This window comes from Streptomyces sp. NPDC003456 (genome assembly GCF_042878735.1).
GTDB lineage: Bacteria > Actinomycetota > Actinomycetes > Streptomycetales > Streptomycetaceae > Streptomyces.
In genome coordinates this window covers 579,141-596,442 of the sequence record NZ_JBIAOK010000006.1, presented here as the reverse complement: position 1 = coordinate 596,442, position 17,302 = coordinate 579,141, and the positions used below count along the sequence as shown (strand labels likewise).

Below are 17,302 nucleotides of genomic sequence, written 5' to 3'. Positions count from 1 at the left end.
GACGCCGGGACGCGCGAGCGCCCGGCCGGTGGACCCGGCCGGGCGCTCGCGTGCGGTCGCGCGGTGGTGCTCCCGACGTGTGCGGACCGTCAGGCCAGCAGCGCCGGGATCGTGCCCTCGTGGGCCTCGCGGAGGTCGGACAGGGGCAGGGTGAACTCGCCCTGGACGTCCACCGTGTCGCCGTCGACGACGCCGATGCGGGTGACCGGCAGGCCGCGGGCACCGCACATGTCGTTGAAGCGGACCTCCTCCGAGCGCGGCACGGCCACGATCGCGCGGCCCGCCGACTCGGAGAACAGGAAGGTGAACGCGTCCAGCCCGTCCGGGACGATCAGGCGCGCCCCCTTGCCGCCCAGCAGCGCCGACTCGACCACGGCCTGGATCAGGCCGCCGTCGGACAGGTCGTGCGCGGAGTCGATCATGCCGTCGCGGGAGGCGGAGATCAGGATCTCGGCCAGCAGGCGCTCGCGCTCCAGGTCGACCTTCGGGGGCAGGCCGCCGAGGTGGTCGTGGATCACCTGGGACCAGGCCGAGCCGCCGAACTCCTCACGCGTGTCGCCGAGGAGGTAGAGCAGCTGGCCCTCCTCCTGGAAGGCGACCGGGGTGCGGCGGGCGACGTCGTCGATGACGCCCAGGACCGCGACGACCGGGGTCGGGTGGATGGCGGCCTCGCCCGTCTGGTTGTAGAGCGAGACGTTGCCGCCGGTCACCGGGGTGCCGAGCTGCCGGCAGGCGTCCGCCAGACCGCGCACGGCCTCCGCGAACTGCCACATCACCGCCGGGTCCTCGGGCGAGCCGAAGTTCAGGCAGTCGGAGACGGCCAGCGGCTTGGCGCCGGTGGTGGCGACGTTGCGGTACGCCTCCGCCAGGGCCAGCTGGGCGCCGTGGTACGGGTCGAGCTTGGCGTACCGGCCGTTGCCGTCGGTGGCGATGGCCACACCGAGGCCGGTCTCCTCGTCGATCCGGATCATGCCGGAGTCCTCGGGCTGGGCGAGGACGGTGTTGCCCTGCACGAAGTGGTCGTACTGGCTGGTGATCCAGGACTTGGAGGCCTGGTTCGGGGAGGAGACCAGCTTCAGGACCTGGTCCTTCAGCTCCTCCGACGTCTCCGGGCGGGGCAGCTTGTTCGCGTCGTCCGCCTGGAGGGTGTCCTGCCAGTCGGGACGGGCGTAGGGCCGCTCGTAGACCGGGCCCTCGTGGGCGACCGTGCGCGGGTCGACGTCGACGATCTTGCCGCCGTGCCAGTAGATCTCCAGGCGGTCGCCGTCGGTCACCTCACCGATGACGGTGGCGATGACGTCCCACTTCTCGCAGATCTCCAGGAAGCGGTCGACCTTCTCCGGCTCCACGACCGCGCACATGCGCTCCTGCGACTCGCTCATGAGGATCTCCTCGGGCGAGAGCGTGGAGTCGCGCAGCGGGACGTCGTCCAGGGTGACGCGCATGCCGCCGGAGCCGTTGGACGCCAGCTCGCTGGTGGCGCAGGACAGCCCGGCCGCGCCGAGGTCCTGGATGCCGACGACGAGCTTCTCGCGGAACGCCTCCAGGGTGCACTCGATGAGGAGCTTCTCCTGGAAGGGGTCGCCGACCTGGACGGCGGGGCGCTTGGACGGCTTGGCGTCGTCGAAGGTCTCGCTCGCCAGGATCGAGGCGCCGCCGATGCCGTCGCCGCCGGTCCGGGCCCCGTACAGGATGACCTTGTTGCCCGCGCCGGACGCCTTCGCGAGATGGATGTCCTCGTGCCGCATGACGCCGATGGCACCGGCGTTGACCAGCGGGTTGCCCTGGTAGCAGGCGTCGAAGACGACCTCGCCGCCGATGTTGGGCAGGCCCAGGCAGTTGCCGTAGCCGCCGATGCCCGCGACCACGCCCGGCAGGACGCGCTTGGTGTCGGGGTGGTCGGCGGCGCCGAAGCGCAGCGGGTCGACGACCGCGACCGGGCGGGCGCCCATCGCGATGATGTCGCGGACGATGCCACCGACACCGGTGGCCGCGCCCTGGTAGGGCTCGACGTACGACGGGTGGTTGTGCGACTCGACCTTGAAGGTGACCGCGTAGCCCTGGCCGACGTCCACCACACCGGCGTTCTCGCCGATGCCGACGAGCATGGCGTCGCTCTCGGGCGCCTTCTCGCCGAACTGGCGCAGGTGCACCTTGGAGGACTTGTACGAGCAGTGCTCGGACCACATGACCGAGTACATGGCGAGTTCGGCACCGGTGGGCCGGCGGCCGAGGATCTCGACCACGCGCTCGTACTCGTCCTTCTTCAGGCCGAGTTCGGCCCAGGGCAGCTCGACGTCGGGGGTCGCGGCCGCGTGCTCGACCGTGTCCAGAGGCGTCCGGCTCATGCGTTGACCAGCTTCTTGAGGATCGAGGTGAAGAAGGGGAGGCCGTCGGTGCGGCCGGTGCCGATGAGCGGCTCCACGGCGTGCTCCGGGTGCGGCATCAGGCCGACCACGTTGCCGGCCTCGTTGGTGACGCCGGCGATGTCCCGCTGCGAGCCGTTCGGGTTGAAGTCGAGGTACCGGAAGGCGACCCGGCCCTCGGCCTCCAGCTGGTCGAGCGTGTACGCGTCGGCGACGTACTGCCCGTCGTTGTTCTTCAGCGGGATGTGGATCTCCTGGCCGGCCGTGTAGTCGGTGGTCCAGGCGGTCTCGGCGTTCTCCACCCGCAGCTTCTGGTCGCGGCAGATGAAGTGCAGGTGGTCGTTGCGCAGCATCGTGCCGGGCAGCAGGTGCGCCTCGGTGAGGATCTGGAAGCCGTTGCAGATGCCGAGGACCGGCAGACCGGCCTTCGCCTGCTCCAGCAGCGGGTCCATCACCGGCGAGAAACGGGCGATGGCGCCGGCCCGCAGGTAGTCGCCGTAGGAGAAGCCGCCGCACAGCACCACGGCGTCGACCTGCTTGAGGTCCTTGTCCTTGTGCCACAGGGCGACCGGCTCGGCCCCCGCCAGGCGGATCGCACGCTGCGTGTCCCGGTCGTCCAGACTTCCCGGAAAAGTGACGACGCCGATACGAGCGGTCACTTCACGGCCTCCGCGACTTCCTCGACCCGGACGGTGAAGTCCTCGATCACGGTGTTCGCGAGGAAGGACTCCGCAAGATCGTGAATGCGGGCGAGGGCGGCCTCGTCGACCGGCCCGTCAACTTCCAGTTCGAAACGCTTTCCCTGGCGGACGTCCGAGATCCCTTCGAAACCCAGCCGCGGCAGTGCGCGCTGCACCGCCTGGCCCTGGGGGTCGAGGATCTCCGGCTTGAGCATGACGTCGACTACGACGCGTGCCACTGGCACTCCCGGTGTGTGGTGCTGAGCAGGTTCCTTCAGACTACCCGCACAAAATTTCTACGCGCGTCGACTTGGAGGAAACTACGTGACCGCCATCACGATCCGGCATCAGGGCTCGCGCACACGAAATTTTCGGGAAAGATTCCGGATCGACACCCGAAAACCATTGCGTACGGACACGCGATGGGGATTTAGTCGGGCTTCACCAGGTATTGCCGGGCACTGTACAAATGAATTGGCATGGTGCCGCAAGAAGGGACCGATATTCGTGGCGCAGAAGGTCGTGGTCACCCTCTTCGACGACATCGACGGCTCGGAAGCGGCGGAGACGATCGCCTTTGGACTGGACGGCACGTCGTACGAGATCGACCTGAGCGAGGTCCACGCCGGCGAACTGCGGGAGGCGCTCGCCCCCTACGTCGAGGCCGGCCGCAAGCGCTCCCGCTCGGGCAAGGCGTACCGGCAGACGGAGGTCGCCCCGGACCCCGCGGCCGTGCGCGCGTGGGCGCAGGCCCACAAGATGGAGGTCCCCGCGCGCGGGCGCATCCCCAAGAAGGTCTACGAGGCGTTCGCCGCCGCCCGGTGACGGTTCGTCCGGGCCGGGCCGGCGACCGCCCACCCGCCCCTCGCGGCAACCGACTTGCGCAGCACCCCTGCTGATCAGCTAGAGTCTGGAGCACGCCGAGGGGCGAGGCCGCAAAGGCCCGGCTCACGGAGACATGCGGGTGTAGTTCAGTAGTAGAACATCCCCCTTCCAGGGGGAAGGCGCAGTGTGCGATTCCTGTCACCCGCTCTGCACCGCCGTACCGGCCACTGTTGTGGATCAGGTATGCTGGTGCCCGCACCGATCGGTGAAAGCCGGTCGGGAGCAGATGCGGACGTAGCTCAGTTGGTAGAGCGCAACCTTGCCAAGGTTGAGGTCGCGAGTTCGAGCCTCGTCGTCCGCTCGGGAATGAGACCCCGGTCCTACTGGACCGGGGTCTTCATCGTTTCCCGGGCCCCTTCTGACATTTGTCATGCCGAGTGATGACAGCGCGCACTGCTCCCGGCCGCCCGCGGGCGGAACGCTGAGAGCATGGAAACCAACGGACACGAGCACGTGATCGAGGTCACCGGCCTGCGGCGTGTGTACGGGGGCGGGTTCGAGGCGGTCCGCGGGATCGACTTCTCCGTCCGGCGCGGCGAGATCTTCGCGCTGCTGGGCACCAACGGCGCGGGCAAGACGTCGACCGTCGAACTGCTGGAGGGACTCGCGGCACCGGCCGCCGGCCGCATCCGGGTCCTCGGGCACGACCCGTACACCGAGCGGTCCGCGGTGCGGCCGCGCACCGGCGTCATGCTGCAGGAGGGCGGCTTCCCCTCCGAGCTGACCGTCGCGGAGACCGCGCGGATGTGGGCGGGCTGCGTCAGCGGGGCCCGGCCACCGGCCGAGGTGCTCGCCCTCGTCGGGCTGGACCGGAGGTCGGACGTACGGGTCAAGCAGCTGTCCGGGGGTGAGCGCCGCCGCCTCGACCTGGCCCTGGCCCTGCTCGGCCGGCCCGAGGTCCTGTTCCTGGACGAGCCGACGACCGGGCTCGACGCCGAAGGCCGCCGCGACACCTGGGATCTCGTGCGCGCCCTGCGCGACGGCGGGACCACGGTCCTGCTGACCACGCACTACCTGGAGGAGGCGGAGACGCTGGCGGACCGGCTGGCGATCCTGCACGAGGGACGCATCGCCGTGACCGGCACCCCGGCCGAGGTCACCGCCAGCCAGCCGTCCAGGATCTCCTTCGAGCTGCCGCGGGACCACCACCTCGGCGACCTGCCGCCGCTGGCCGAGCTCGGCGTGTGCGCGCACGAGGTGACGGGCCGGACGGTCCGGCTGCGCACGCGGGAGCTGCAGCGGACGGCGACGGCGCTGCTCACCTGGGCCGAGCGGGCCGGGGTCGAGCTGCGGCGGCTGGACGTGCGGTCGGCCTCACTGGAAGAGGCGTTCCTGAGCATCGCCCAGGAAGCGGGTGCCAAGACGGCCCCGGCTTCCCAGGACCTGAAGGAGTACGCGGCATGACGCACGCCGTCACCACCAGCAGGAGCCGGCTGACGGCTCTGGCCCGGGCCGAGATGACCCTGCTCGGCCGGAGCAAGGGCACCCTCGTCGCGGCGCTGTTCGTCCCGCTGATGCTGCCGTTCACCGTCCTGTCGGTGGTCGGGGACATGGACCTGGAGGAGGTCGGGCTGACGGTCGGCACGGTCGTGCTGCCCGCCGCCGTCGGCTTCTCCCTGCTCTTCGCCGTCTACAGCGCCCTCGTCGGCATCTTCGTCTCCCGCCGCGAGGAACTCGTCCTGAAGCGGCTGCGCACCGGTGAGGTGCGGGACGCCGAGATCCTGGGCGGCGCCGCGCTCCCCTCCGTCACCATCGCCCTCGTGCAGTGTGTGGTGCTCGCCACGGGCTGCGCCGTGCTGCTCGACGTGTCGGCGCCCGAGGCGCCCCATCTCGTCGTCCTGGGCCTGCTGGCCGGCCTGGTGATGTGCGCCGCGCTGGCCGCCGTCACCGCCGGCTTCACCCGGACCGTGGAGAGCGCCCAGGTCACCTCGCTCCCGCTGCTGCTGACCTCGATGCTGGGCTCCGGTATCGCCGTGCCGCTGGAGGTGCTGCCCGACCGGCTCGCCTCGGTCTGCGAGCTGCTGCCGCTGAGCCCCGTCATCCTGCTGGTCCGCGACGGCTGGACGGGCGGCCTGTCGGGCTACGAGACACTGGGCGCCGTGGTGACGGCGGCGGCCTGGACCGCCCTGGCGCTGTTCGGTGTACGGCGCTGGTTCCGGTGGGAGCCGCGGCGTTGAGGTGAGGGAGCCCGACAACATGCGCGAGCCGAGCCGCTGGTGGCGGCGCAAGAGCACACCGGCGAAGGTGGAGACGTACACCCGGTGGTCGTTCCACTTCTTCGGCGTGGGCGAGGTCCTGGTGGTCGGGCTGCCCTCCCTCGGCGCGCTGGGCCCGCGCCTGGGCAGCCTGCTGATGGCGATGGTGTGCGCGCACGCCGCGGTCTGCGCGGTGGCCGTCTCCCGCGCGCTGGACTGGACGCGCGGCCGGCGCAGGCAGCCCGTCCACCTGCTCTGGGTGCTCGGCGCGGTCAGCGCGGTGATCGCCGCCGCCGCGCTCGCCATCGTGGAGCACGGTGCGCACGGCTCGGACGACGTCGGCACCGCGGCCGGCGCGGTGTTCGGCACCGTCCTGATACTCGGGGCCGGCATCATCGCCCTCGGCCTGGGCCGCAGGCGGCACGTGTTCTTCGTCGTGATCGGCTTCGCCGCGGGTGCGGGCACAGTCTCGCTCCTCCTGGGCGCCCCGGCCGCCGCCGCCGCGGTCACCACACTGGTCGTGCTGCTGGGAGCCGGGTTCGTCTCCTTCACGGCCGTGTTCTCGGTCTGGCTGCTCGACGCCGTGTACGAACTCGACGAGGCGCGCGAGACCCGGGCCCGGCTGGCCGTCGCCGAGGAGCGGCTGCGGTTCGGGCGGGACCTGCACGACGTCATGGGGCGCAACCTCGCCGTGATCGCGCTCAAGAGCGAGCTGGCCGTGCAACTGGCCCAGCGCGGAAGGCCCGAGGCGGTGGCGCAGATGGTCGAGGTGCAGCGGCTCGCGCGCGAGTCGCAGCGGGAGGTGCGGGAGGTCGTGCGCGGCTACCGCGAGGCCGACCTCGGTTCGGAACTGGCCGGCGCGCAGGGCGTGCTCACGGCGGCCGGCATCGACTGCACGGTCACCGGCCCGGTCCCCGTGGAGCTGCCGGCCGGGGTGCAGTCCGCCCTGGGCTGGGTCGTCCGGGAGGCCGCGACGAACGTCCTGCGGCACGGAGACGCGCGGTGGTGCCGGGTACGGCTGTCGACGACGGAGGAGCGCGTGGTGCTGTCGGTGGAGAACGACGGGGTCGCCGCCGGGCAGGAGCCGTCCGGCCCGGCCGGGTCCGGACTCGCCGGGCTGCGGGAACGGCTGGCCCGCATCGACGGGACGCTGGAGGCGGGGCCGGTGGACAAGGGGCGGTTCCGGCTGACCGCGCGGATCCCGCTGCCGGCGCACGCCGCCCCGGCTGGAACGGCCAAAACTCCGACGACCGTGAGCGAGATCACACGATGAGGAACGGGGAGACGAGCGTGCGGCTGCTGCTCGCCGACGACGAGCACCTGATCCGCGGCGCGCTCGCCACGCTGCTGTCGCTGGAGGAGGACCTCATGGTCGTCGCCGAGGCGGCCACCGGGCCGGAGGCCCTGGCGATGGCCCGGGCGCACCAGCCCGACGTGGCGGTGCTGGACCTGCAGATGCCCGGCGCCGACGGTGTGAAGGTCGCCACATCCCTGCGCACCGAACTGCCCGCGTGCAAGGTCCTCATCGTCACGAGCCACGGGCGGCCCGGGCACCTCAAGCGCGCGCTGGAGGCCGGGGTGCGCGGGTTCGTGCCGAAGACGGTGAGCGCGCAGCGGCTCGCCGAGATCATCCGCACGGTGCACGCCGGGAACCGCTATGTCGACCCGGAGTTGGCCGCCGACGCGATCGCCGCCGGGGACTCGCCGCTGACCGCGCGGGAGGCCGAGGTGCTGGAACTCGCCGCCGACGGGGCACCGGTCGCGGAGATCGCCGAGCGGGCGGCGCTGTCCCAGGGGACCGTGCGCAACTACCTGTCGTCGGCCGTCTCGAAGCTCGGGGCGGAGAACCGGCACGCGGCGGTGCGCCTCGCACGGGAGCGAGGTTGGGTATAGTGGTTCCCGCGCCACGGCGCATGCGAACGTAGCTCAGTTGGTAGAGCGCAACCTTGCCAAGGTTGAGGTCGCGAGTTCGAACCTCGTCGTTCGCTCCAGCGAGAAGCCCCCCGGTTCCGGCCGGGGGGCTTTTCCGTGTCCCGCTCTCGCTACGACCAGCTCGTGCCGGTGAGGCGCTCGTACGCCTCGACGTACTTGGCGCGGGTGGCGTCCACGACCTGCTGCGGCAGGGCCGGGGGCGGCTGCTCGCTCCGGCGGTCCCAGCCGGACTCCGCCGAGGTCAGCCAGTCGCGCACGAACTGCTTGTCGTACGACGGCTGCGCCCGGCCGGGCTCCCACCGGTCGGCCGGCCAGAAGCGGGAGGAGTCCGCGGTGAGGACCTCGTCGGCGAGGACCAGGGTCTCGCCGTCGAAGCCGAACTCGAACTTGGTGTCCGCCAGGATGATGCCGCGCTCCCGGGCGATGTCCCGGCCGCGGGAGTACACCGCGAGGGTCGCCTGGCGCAGCCGGGCCGCGGTGTCGGCGCCGACCCGGCGGGCGACCTCCTCGTAGGAGACGTTCTCGTCGTGCTCGCCGACCTCGGCCTTGGTGGCCGGGGTGAAGATGGGGGCGGGCAGTTCGCTGCCGTCGGTCAGGCCCTCCGGCAGGGCGAGACCGCAGACCGTGCGGGTCTCGTTGTACTCGGCGAGACCCGAGCCGGTGAGGTAGCCGCGGGCCACGCACTCCACGGGGACCATCTCGAGGTTCTTGCAGACGAGCGTGCGGCCCTCCCAGTCGGCGGGGGCGCCCGCGGGCAGGTCCGTGCTCAGCACGTGGTTCGGGACCAGGTCGGAGAGCCGGTCGAACCACCACAGGGACAGCTGGGTGAGGATGCGGCCCTTGTCGGGGATCTCGGTCGGCAGCACCCAGTCGTAGGCGGAGATGCGGTCGCTGGCGACCATCACGAGGTCGCCCGCCTCGTTCCGGTACAGCTCGCGCACCTTGCCGGTGTGCAGATGCACCAGACCCGGAACCTCGATCGGCTCGGGCTTTTCGACGAATCCGGACACGGTTCCTCCCCGTGGTTCTGTCCAAGTGGCTCGATTCTCCCGTATGGGGGACCGGTCACGGACAGCGGGTCAGTCGCGTTTGCAGATGCGGTCCAGAAGATTGGCGGTCGCCCGCTGGACCCGTTCGTCGACGTGGCCGGGCCGGTCCAGGGCCGGGGACCAGGCGAACGTTCCTGCTGCGAAGACCCAGGCCCCGGACGGCGCGCGGTACAGGGAGGTCTCCTGGTGGCGGAGCGCGCCCTCCTTGTCGGTGTACGGGGAGTGGGCGAGCAGGACCCGCTCCTCGTGCTCGGGCAGCGGGGTGCGCGGGAAGTAGCGGTCGGCCTCGCCCGCCACCAGGTTCTCGATCTCGTCGCCCTCGTGGGCGCCGGTGGCCTCCCACAGCCAGTGCCCGGCGTTGCGCACGATCAGCGGGTGGGGCTCGGGGACGGGGCCGGCGTACTGGATGCCCAGGAGCTGCTGCTCCGCCCGGTCGATCTCCCGCCACAGCACCGGCTTGCCCGGGCCCCTGCGCTTGCGGCAGGTCAGCAGGCGGCCGGGGACGCCTGAGGGGGAGGGGCCCAGTTCCACCTGCCAGTACAGGGAGTTGGCGGACAGGAACACCAGTGAGGTGCCGGCGTCCCGGGCGGCCTCCACGGTGCGGCGCATCTCGGCCGACCAGTACTCGTCGTGCCCGGGGAAGACGAGTCCTCGGTAGCGGCCCGGGTCGACGCGGCCCGCGTGCAGGTCGGAGGCGTGGGCGTAGGCGAGGTCGTAGCCGTAGCGCTCGGCCCAGCGGATGACGTCGTAGGCGTGGCCGACGTGCAGGGGCAGGCCGGCGCCGGCGTAGGGGCGGTCGAAGGAGACCGTGGTGGCGGCCTGCGACTCGCCCAGCAGGCGGCCCTCCTCGTCCCAGGCGTGGTAGAGGCTCGCACCCGTGCGGCCGTCCTCCGGGTAGAGGTTGTACGCCTGCCAGGTCACGTCGGGCAGCACGAGCAGCAGATCGGCCGGCTGGTCGTGCCGGACGGTGAAGGGCACGTGGGAGCGGTGGCCGCCGGCCGTGGTGAGGACCGCGACGTACGCCCCGACGTTCCAGTACGCGGGGATCTGCAGGCGCCACGACAGCCACCAGTGGTGGCAGGAGACCGTGCGGTCCGCGGCGAGGGGCCGGGGCTGCACGATGCCGGACAGGCGCGGGCTGGTGGTGATCTTCGCGGCGCCGTCACCGCCGTAGTGGCCGATGCGGTAGATGTCGACGCCGAACTCCTGCGGCGGGTCGACGGTGATGTGGAAGTCGATGGCCTCGCCGGGCGCGACGGCGCCGGTGGAGGTGAAGCCCTTGATCTGGAGGTGCACGTCGTCGGCCGCGCGGGGGCCGCCGCCGGAGCGGGTGCCCTTCCTCGCCCCGGGGGCCGCGTCCTGGTCGACGTACCAGGGGACGACCTGGCCGGTGTCGTCGAAGTACGTCACGTTGCCGCGCAGCCACGGCACGGGACCCTGCCCGAAGGGATCCGTCACGGCGTGCGCCAGTGCTCCCGACTCCCAGCGCCGAGTCTGCTCCGAACCCATGGCGGCTTCCCCTCCCCTTGGCCCCCGTGATCGTGCGTACCGGTGTGTGCGCGCTCTCTTTTGCTGTGCCTGTGCCTGTGCGTGTGTGCCTGTGCGTGTGTGCCTGTGCCTCTGCGTGTACGCGTGCGTGTGCGTGGCGTGCTGTGGGCGTGGTGGGCGGGCCTCGCGGGCCGTGCGTGCGGTGACCCCGGTGCTCGTGGCCGGGTGAGGTGCGTGCGACGCCCCGTGCCTATGTGTGTGTCGTATTCCGCCAGCCCTTGCCATGCGCGCGACGCTCCCAGCACATCACATGAAGCGCCTGTTCCGTCACTGTTCGTCGCGAATTGGCCAGAAGCGGAAGGTGTTGCTCCGCGGCGGGTCCGGCCCGGTCAGGCGAGCCGGACCGGCTTCTCCGGGCGTATCCCCAGCTCGGCGAGCCAGGCGCGCAACGGGACCGCGTCGCCGTCCTCGATCAGGGTGAGGACCTTGGGGGCGAGATCCGCCGCGCGCTCGCCGCCGACGAGCAGGGAGGGGCCGTCCAGCCAGTCCAGGCCCGGGGTGGCGCCCACGCTGTCCATCGCCGCGCAGCAGACCATCGCCGTGAGGTGGTCGGCGAGCAGCTCGCGGGCCGTGCGCGGCGGCTGGAGGGGGAAGAGGGGCAGGGCCCGGTCGTCCCAGAGGGCCGCGGAGCCGGGGCCGGCGGCCGCGGCAGGGGGCACCGGGCCGGGACCGGTGGCCGCCGCGGGCGGGGCCTCCTCGCGGGCCAGCTCGGCGCTGAGCCGGGCGGCGAGGGCTGCGCTGCGGGGGGTGGTGTCGGCGAGGTCCTCGTCGTCGGCGAAGGGCGCGGCGCCGGTGTCCCCGGGCAGGGGCGCCCCGGCAGGGCCGCCGGCCGCCGTACCGGCGGGCTCGGGGGGCGTGGCTGCGGAGGCCGAGGTGGTCGCTGCGGGAGCCGAAGCGGCGGCCGGGGCGGTCGTCGCGGAGGCGGGGGCGGCGGCTGCGGAGGCCGGGGCAGTGGCCGCCGGGGTCGGGGCGGCGGCGGAGCGGCCTGCCGCGGGGGCGGCCGGGCTGTAACCCGGGGCGGTGATCGTGCAGGGCGGGCCGGGGGGCCAGGCGCGGTCCGGCTCCGTGAGGTGGTCGAGGACCCGGGACAGGGTCGGGGCGGCGGAGGCCGGGGGTGCGTCCCCCGGCGCCGGGCGGACGCCCATGGCGTCGAGGACCCGGTGCAGCCGGGCGGCGTCCAGGCGCCACTTGCGGTCCACGACCTCCTCCGGATACTCGCTCCAGTCCACCGGCGACCAGTCGGGCCCGGACCCGGCCGGGCCGCCGTGGAAGAGGCGGGCGGCGAGCAGGGAGGCGGCCTCGTCGACCGCGCCCGGCTCCTCCAGCAGGTCGCAGGCGGGCCGCTCGCCGAGCCGGGACGCGAAGCCCTCGGCCAGGCGGTCCCGCCGGGACAGCTCGGTGAGCGCCGCGACGACACCGGCGTCCAGCCGGGACGGCCAGCGGCCCATCCGCCAGGCCGGCAGCGCCACCCGGGTCAGCAGCCGGTCCCAGCCCGCGTACGCCAGGCCGACCTGCTCCTGGGCGACGATCCGCAGCCCGTAGTCCACAGCCTGTGCACGCTCCGCGGCGGCGGACGCCACGCCCCGTTCCATCTCGGCGGCGTGGGCGCGGCAGCTGCGCAGCAGCAGCCGGGCCACCCAGCCGACCCCCGCGAGCACCGCCCGGGTCACCGGGTCGCGGCGGGGCGCCGAGGCCACGGCGACGGCGGCGTCCAGGCCCCGGACGAAGCGCCGGGCGGCCGCTATGTCGGGGTGGGCCGAGGGGCCCGTACCGGCGACGACCGGGGCGAGGACCGCGCGCAGCTCGCCGACGCGCATCCACCACAGGAAGGGGGAGCCGATGACCAGGACCGGGGCGACCGGCTGCCGGCGCTGGGCGTGCCGGCCGGAGCCGGCTATGTCGTCGTGCTCCTCGGCGGGGGGCGGTCCGTGGGCCGGGTGCGTCCGGTCCTCGAGCCAGCTGTCGCAGTCCGGGGTGAGCGCTATGGCGGAGGGCGCCGGGACGTCCAGGCGGTCGGCGAGGTCGCGCACCATCCGGTACAGGTCGGGGGCCGCCTCCTCGGCGATCGGGACGGTCGGGCTCATCGCGGGCCGGGCCCGGGCCACGACCAGGGCGATCCCGCCGGCGGCGAGCAGCACGAGCGCCGCGACCGGCGTCAGGGCCCAGCGGGTCGCGTCCCAGACGGGACCCTCGAGCCGGTCGCCCGCGGCGCCCGCCAGCAGGATCACGGCGACGGCGGCGGGCAGCAGGGCGACGGCCAGCGCACGGCTGCGCATGCGGAGCACGGCCAGTGCCCGCGCCCGCGCGGCCTGCGCTCCTGCCTCCACACCCATTCCGGTCACGACCGACCTCACCCCCTCCCCGTAGACCTGACGCTTCCCTTGCTCACTCCCCCACTGTGGCACCCGTCACTGACATCGCAATGCCGGTGGGCCAAGTGCCGGAACGCTTGCGCGGCACCATAGTTGGGGCTTCTCCCCCCGTCAGCCGGAAACGACATCGGTCACTCGATGGAATGGCTTTGGGGAGAGCTGATGACGGACAGCGCGACGATCGGATCACCCCCGCCGACGGCTTTCCGCCACGCGTCAGGCCCCGGATCCTGAGACGGGTCCGGGGCCTGCGGGGTTCATCGGTGACCAGGTACAGCGGCCGGGGGGCGTCCGGGGGAGCCGGTGCCCGCCCGGCCGCGGGACGTTACGCGCCGGCCGCCTTCGCGGCGATGTCGGTGCGGTGCTGGGAGCCGTCGAGGCGGATGCGCGCGACGGCCGTGTAGGCGCGGTCGCGGGCCTCGGTGAGGTCCTTGCCGGTGGCCGTGACGGACAGCACCCGGCCGCCCGCGCTGACGACGGCGTCGCCCTCCCGCCTGGTGCCGGCGTGCAGCACGTACGCGTGCGGGGCGTCCTGGGCGGCGACCTCGTCCAGACCGGTGATCGGGTCGCCGGTGCGCGGGGTGCCCGGGTAGTTGTGCGAGGCGACGACCACGGTCACGGCCGCGTCGTCGCTCCAGCGCAGCGGCTCCAGGTCGGCGAGGGTGCCGGTGGCGGCGGCCAGCAGCAGACCGGCCAGCGGCGTCTTCAGCCGGGCCAGCACGACCTGGGTCTCCGGATCGCCGAAGCGGGCGTTGAACTCGATCACGCGCACACCGCGCGAGGTGATCGCGAGACCGGCGTAGAGCAGCCCGGAGAACGGGGTGCCGCGCCGCCGCATCTCGTCCACGGTCGGCTGCAGCACGGTGTGCAGCACCTCGTCGACCAGCTTGGGGTCGGCCCACGGCAGCGGGGAGTAAGCGCCCATGCCGCCGGTGTTGGGGCCCTCGTCGCCGTTCAGGGCGCGCTTGAAGTCCTGGGCGGGCTGGAGCGGTACGACCGTCTCGCCGTCGGTCACCGCGAACAGGGAGACCTCGGGGCCGTCGAGGTACTCCTCGATGACCACGCGCTCGCAGGCAGCAGCGTGCTCGCGGGCCGCGCGCAGATCGTCGGTGACGACGACGCCCTTGCCGGCGGCCAGGCCGTCGTCCTTGACGACGTAGGGGGCGCCGAAGGCGTCGAGGGCGGTGTCGACCTCCTCGGCCGTCGTGCAGACGTACGACCGGGCCGTGGGCACGCCGGCCGCCGCCATGACGTCCTTGGCGAAGGCCTTGGAGCCTTCCAGCTGCGCGGCCTCACCGGAGGGGCCGAACACCGGGATGCCCGCCTCGCGCACGGCGTCGGCGACACCGGCGACGAGCGGCGCCTCCGGGCCGACGACCACCAGCTCCGCGCCCAGCCGGGTGGCCAGCGCGGTGACGGCGGCGCCGTCCAGGGCGTCGACCTGGTGCAGCTCGGCGACCTCGGCGATGCCGGCGTTGCCGGGGGCGCAGTGCAGCGCCGTGACGTCGGGGTCGTGGGACAGGGAGTGGCACAGGGCGTGTTCGCGGGCGCCGCTGCCGATGACGAGGACCTTCACGGGGTCAGCCTAACGGCAGCCGCCGCTGGGCCTTTGTGCGGGCTTCCGAAGGCGGGAGCGGAGGGGATATGGAGGTTCCTACGAAAGGCACCCACGTGAGCGCCGTGGTGAGAAGCCCGGGCGCCTGCGTGCCGGGGCCGTGACGGGGAACCGCCCGCCGCTCCGTGGGACGGTTGCCGGTGGCCGCCCTCCGCCCGGAGGGGCCGTTGCGGGAAGCCGCCCGCTAGTCGTTGGTGAACTCCTCCACCACCGTCGCCCCCAGCTCCCTGACGATCAGCTCCTGGCCGGAGAGCGCCGATTCGTCCAGGTCGGGGTCGTCGTCCTCGGGGATGTCCTCCTCGACGGAGACGTGGCGCGGCTGGGGCGCGGAGGGCTGGGGGACCGGCGCCGAGGGCGCGGGGGCTGACGGCCGGGCCGGGGCCGACGGGGCGGCTGCCTGGGCCGGGGCCGGGCGCTGGGCGGTCGCCGTGCCTCCACCGCCGCCGGAGCCGTAGCCGCCGCCGTAGGCGCCGGAGCCGGTGGCCGAGGCGGAACCGCCGTAGCCGCCCGGGGCCGGGGCCGCGCCCGAGCCGCCGCCGAAGCCCCCGGGGCCGCCGGAGGCCGGGGGCGCGGAGCCGCCCGAGGGGTCGACGATCGCCTCGATCTTCCACTGCACGTTGAACTGCTCGCCCAGCGCCTGACGCAGTACGTCCTCACTGCCGCTGCTCAGGAAGTTGTCCCGGGCGCCCGCGTTCACGAAGCCGAGCTGGAGGGTCGTGCCGTCGAAGCCGGCCACCTGGGCGTTCTGGCTGAGCAGGATCCAGGTGAAGCGGCGGCGGTTCTTGACCGCCTCCAGGATGTTCGGCCACAGCATGCGCGGGTCGAGTCCCCCGGCCGGGGGCGCGGCGGACGCCGCCTGGGGCGGGGCCGCCGGGGTGGACTGCGGGGGCTGCGGCGCGGGCGGAGGGCTGCTCGGCGCGGGAGTGCCTGGTGCGGAGGGGTCCGGGGCCGGGGCGCCGGAGGCGGGTGCGCCCGGGGCCGCCGTGGGCCAGCCGCCGGGACGGCGGCCACCGCCGGCGGACGCGGCCGTGGGCCAGGCGCCGGGAGCGGGGGCGGAGGCGGAGGGTGCCGGGGCGTGCGGCTGCTGGGCGGACGGCGCGGGCTGCGTGGGTGGGGCGGGCGCGCCGCCCTGGCCGGACGCGGGTGCGGAGGGGGTGGCGGCGGGGGCGTGGCCCCCGGGCGCTCCCGGGCTGGGGCGTTCGGGCGCGGCCGGGCCGTGGCCCTCGGGCGCTGCCGGGCCGGACGAAGGCGCGCCCGGACCGGTCGGGGCGGGAGCCGTCGGGCCGCCGCTGCCCTGGTCGGCGGGGGCGCCGGGGCCACCGGACGTCCGGACCGCCGCGCGGGCGGCGGCGGGGCCGCCCCCGGGCTGGACCGGCGGTGCGGGCTGCGCGTGGGCCTCGGGCCCGGGCACGTACCCCATGGCGGGCATGCCGGCCGCGGGGGGCGCGGAGAAGCTCACGCCGCGCTCGATGCGGTCCAGGCGGGCCATGACGGACCGCTCGTCGCCGTAGGCGGCGGGGAGCAGCACGCGGGCGCAGATCAGTTCGAGCTGGAGGCGGGGCGAGTTGGCGCCGCGCATCTCCGTCAGGCCCTCGTTGACCAGGTCGGCGGCGCGGCTCAGCTCGGCGGGGCCGAAGGTGCCGGCCTGTGCCTGCATGCGCTCGACGACGTCGGCCGGGGCGTCGATCAGCCCCTTCTCGGCGGCGTCCGGGACGGCGGCCAGGATCACCAGGTCGCGCAGCCGCTCCAGCAGGTCGGCGACGAACCGGCGCGGGTCGTTGCCGCCCTCGATGACCCGGTCGACGACCTCGAAGGCGGCGGCCCCGTCACCCGTGGCGAACGCCTCGACGACGGAGTCGAGCAGCGAGCCTTCGGTGTACCCGAGCAGGGACGTGGCCATGGCATAGGTCACACCGTCCGAGGCGGCGCCGGCGAGCAGCTGGTCCATGACGGACATGGAGTCACGCACGGATCCGGCGCCGGCCCGCACGACGAGCGGGAGCACCCCGTCCTCGACCGGGATGCCCTCCTTCTGGCACACCTCGCCGAGGTACTCCCGGAGGGTGCCGGGCGGGACGAGCCGGAAGGGGTAGTGGTGGGTCCGGGAGCGGATCGTCCCGATGACCTTCTCGGGCTCGGTGGTGGCGAAGATGAACTTGAGGTGCTCCGGGGGCTCCTCGACGACCTTCAGCAGCGCGTTGAAGCCGGCCGACGTGACCATGTGGGCCTCGTCGATGATGTAGATCTTGTACCGGCTGCGGGCCGGCCCGAAGAAGGCCTTCTCGCGAAGGTCACGGGCGTCGTCCACGCCTCCGTGGGAAGCGGCGTCGATCTCGATGACGTCGATGGAGCCGGGGCCGTTGCGCGCGAGGTCCTGGCAGGAGTGGCACGCGCCGCACGGGGTGGGCGTGGGGCCCTGCTCGCAGTTCAGGCAGCGGGCCAGGATGCGTGCGCTGGTCGTCTTGCCACAGCCGCGCGGCCCGCTGAACAGGTACGCGTGGTTGACCCGGTTGTTGCGCAGCGCCTGCTGCAACGGGTCGGTGACATGCTCCTGCCCGATGACCTCGGCGAAGGTCTCCGGGCGGTAGCGGCGGTACAGAGCGAGAGACGACACGCCTACGAGGTTATAGGCGGCCACCGACATCGGGCCCCGGCCGGGA

13 protein-coding genes and 3 tRNA genes are annotated in these 17,302 nt (G+C 73.5%); 8 read left to right on the top strand and 8 right to left on the bottom strand.

Going from position 1 to position 17,302, the window contains the following annotated elements; all coding sequences use genetic code 11:
• Window positions 1-89: 89 nt before the first annotated feature.
• The 3 genes from purL to purS are packed head-to-tail and all read right to left on the bottom strand — an operon-like array spanning window position 90 to window position 3,285.
• The gene (purL, locus tag ACFYWG_RS27070) at window positions 90-2,348 is read right to left on the bottom strand and encodes a phosphoribosylformylglycinamidine synthase subunit PurL (RefSeq protein ID WP_383499168.1); all 2,259 of its coding nucleotides are present in this window, start codon (window positions 2,346-2,348) and stop codon (window positions 90-92) included.
• Entirely contained in the window at window positions 2,345-3,025 is a 681-nt protein-coding gene (gene purQ / locus ACFYWG_RS27065) for a phosphoribosylformylglycinamidine synthase subunit PurQ (protein ID WP_376325947.1), read from the bottom strand. The genes purL and purQ overlap by 4 nt, the downstream gene beginning before the upstream one ends.
• Window positions 3,022-3,285: a phosphoribosylformylglycinamidine synthase subunit PurS gene (purS, locus tag ACFYWG_RS27060; protein WP_010045045.1), complete on the bottom strand. Its 264-nt coding sequence runs from the start codon at window positions 3,283-3,285 to the stop codon at window positions 3,022-3,024. Before purS ends, purQ begins: the two co-directional genes overlap by 4 nt.
• A gap of 268 nt (window positions 3,286-3,553) precedes the next feature.
• Here purS and ACFYWG_RS27055 point away from each other — a divergent pair, with 268 nt between their 5' ends.
• From ACFYWG_RS27055 to ACFYWG_RS27020, 8 genes are all read left to right on the top strand, one after another.
• Window positions 3,554-3,871: an Lsr2 family protein gene (locus ACFYWG_RS27055; RefSeq protein WP_383499164.1), complete on the top strand. Its 318-nt coding sequence runs from the start codon at window positions 3,554-3,556 to the stop codon at window positions 3,869-3,871.
• Between the two features lie 135 nt (window positions 3,872-4,006).
• Window positions 4,007-4,078 (top strand) — tRNA-Gly (locus ACFYWG_RS27050).
• Window positions 4,079-4,159: 81 nt separating this feature from the next.
• Window positions 4,160-4,232, top strand: a tRNA-Gly gene (locus ACFYWG_RS27045).
• Window positions 4,233-4,360: 128 nt separating this feature from the next.
• On the top strand, window positions 4,361-5,335 hold the full coding sequence (locus ACFYWG_RS27040; RefSeq protein WP_389203961.1) for an ABC transporter ATP-binding protein: 975 nt from the start codon (window positions 4,361-4,363) through the stop codon (window positions 5,333-5,335).
• Window positions 5,332-6,108, top strand: coding sequence for an ABC transporter permease (locus ACFYWG_RS27035; protein ID WP_383499158.1), 777 nt, complete (start codon window positions 5,332-5,334; stop codon window positions 6,106-6,108). The genes ACFYWG_RS27040 and ACFYWG_RS27035 overlap by 4 nt, the downstream gene beginning before the upstream one ends.
• Before the next feature lie 19 nt (window positions 6,109-6,127).
• On the top strand, window positions 6,128-7,399 hold the full coding sequence (locus tag ACFYWG_RS27030; RefSeq protein WP_385411427.1) for a sensor histidine kinase: 1,272 nt from the start codon (window positions 6,128-6,130) through the stop codon (window positions 7,397-7,399).
• Window positions 7,396-8,019, top strand: coding sequence for a response regulator (locus tag ACFYWG_RS27025; RefSeq protein WP_376325939.1), 624 nt, complete (start codon window positions 7,396-7,398; stop codon window positions 8,017-8,019). Before ACFYWG_RS27030 ends, ACFYWG_RS27025 begins: the two co-directional genes overlap by 4 nt.
• 22 nt (window positions 8,020-8,041) lie before the next feature.
• Window positions 8,042-8,117 (top strand) — tRNA-Gly (locus ACFYWG_RS27020).
• A 51-nt stretch (window positions 8,118-8,168) separates the two neighbouring features.
• On the opposite strand, the gene ACFYWG_RS27015 is transcribed toward ACFYWG_RS27020, so the two are convergent.
• The 5 genes from ACFYWG_RS27015 to ACFYWG_RS26995 form a co-directional block, all read right to left on the bottom strand.
• Window positions 8,169-9,068, bottom strand: coding sequence for a phosphoribosylaminoimidazolesuccinocarboxamide synthase (locus ACFYWG_RS27015; RefSeq protein ID WP_389203959.1), 900 nt, complete (start codon window positions 9,066-9,068; stop codon window positions 8,169-8,171).
• A 69-nt stretch (window positions 9,069-9,137) separates the two neighbouring features.
• A complete protein-coding gene (locus tag ACFYWG_RS27010; protein WP_383499148.1) occupies window positions 9,138-10,616 on the bottom strand; it encodes a N,N-dimethylformamidase beta subunit family domain-containing protein in 1,479 nt (492 codons plus the stop codon).
• A 368-nt stretch (window positions 10,617-10,984) separates the two neighbouring features.
• Complete coding sequence (locus ACFYWG_RS27005) at window positions 10,985-12,988, bottom strand: hypothetical protein (RefSeq protein WP_389203989.1); 2,004 nt, start codon at window positions 12,986-12,988, stop codon at window positions 10,985-10,987.
• Between the two features lie 364 nt (window positions 12,989-13,352).
• The gene (gene purD / locus ACFYWG_RS27000) at window positions 13,353-14,603 is read right to left on the bottom strand and encodes a phosphoribosylamine--glycine ligase (RefSeq protein ID WP_389203957.1); all 1,251 of its coding nucleotides are present in this window, start codon (window positions 14,601-14,603) and stop codon (window positions 13,353-13,355) included.
• A 223-nt stretch (window positions 14,604-14,826) separates the two neighbouring features.
• A complete protein-coding gene (locus ACFYWG_RS26995) occupies window positions 14,827-17,256 on the bottom strand; it encodes a DNA polymerase III subunit gamma and tau (protein WP_389203956.1) in 2,430 nt (809 codons plus the stop codon).
• Window positions 17,257-17,302 lie beyond the last annotated feature (46 nt).

Excerpts from the sequence above, each read along its gene's own strand:
- ACFYWG_RS27010 (WP_383499148.1), bottom strand. The coding sequence starts at position 10,616 with ATGGGTTCGGAGCAGACTCGGCGCTGGGAGTCGGGAGCACTGGCGCAC.
- ACFYWG_RS27030 (WP_385411427.1), top strand. The coding sequence starts at position 6,128 with ATGCGCGAGCCGAGCCGCTGGTGGCGGCGCAAGAGCACACCGGCGAAG.
- ACFYWG_RS27035 (WP_383499158.1), top strand. The coding sequence starts at position 5,332 with ATGACGCACGCCGTCACCACCAGCAGGAGCCGGCTGACGGCTCTGGCC.
- ACFYWG_RS27040 (WP_389203961.1), top strand. The coding sequence starts at position 4,361 with ATGGAAACCAACGGACACGAGCACGTGATCGAGGTCACCGGCCTGCGG.
- ACFYWG_RS27025 (WP_376325939.1), top strand. The coding sequence starts at position 7,396 with ATGAGGAACGGGGAGACGAGCGTGCGGCTGCTGCTCGCCGACGACGAG.
- purL (WP_383499168.1), bottom strand. The coding sequence starts at position 2,348 with ATGAGCCGGACGCCTCTGGACACGGTCGAGCACGCGGCCGCGACCCCC.
- ACFYWG_RS27005 (WP_389203989.1), bottom strand. The coding sequence starts at position 12,988 with ATGGGTGTGGAGGCAGGAGCGCAGGCCGCGCGGGCGCGGGCACTGGCC.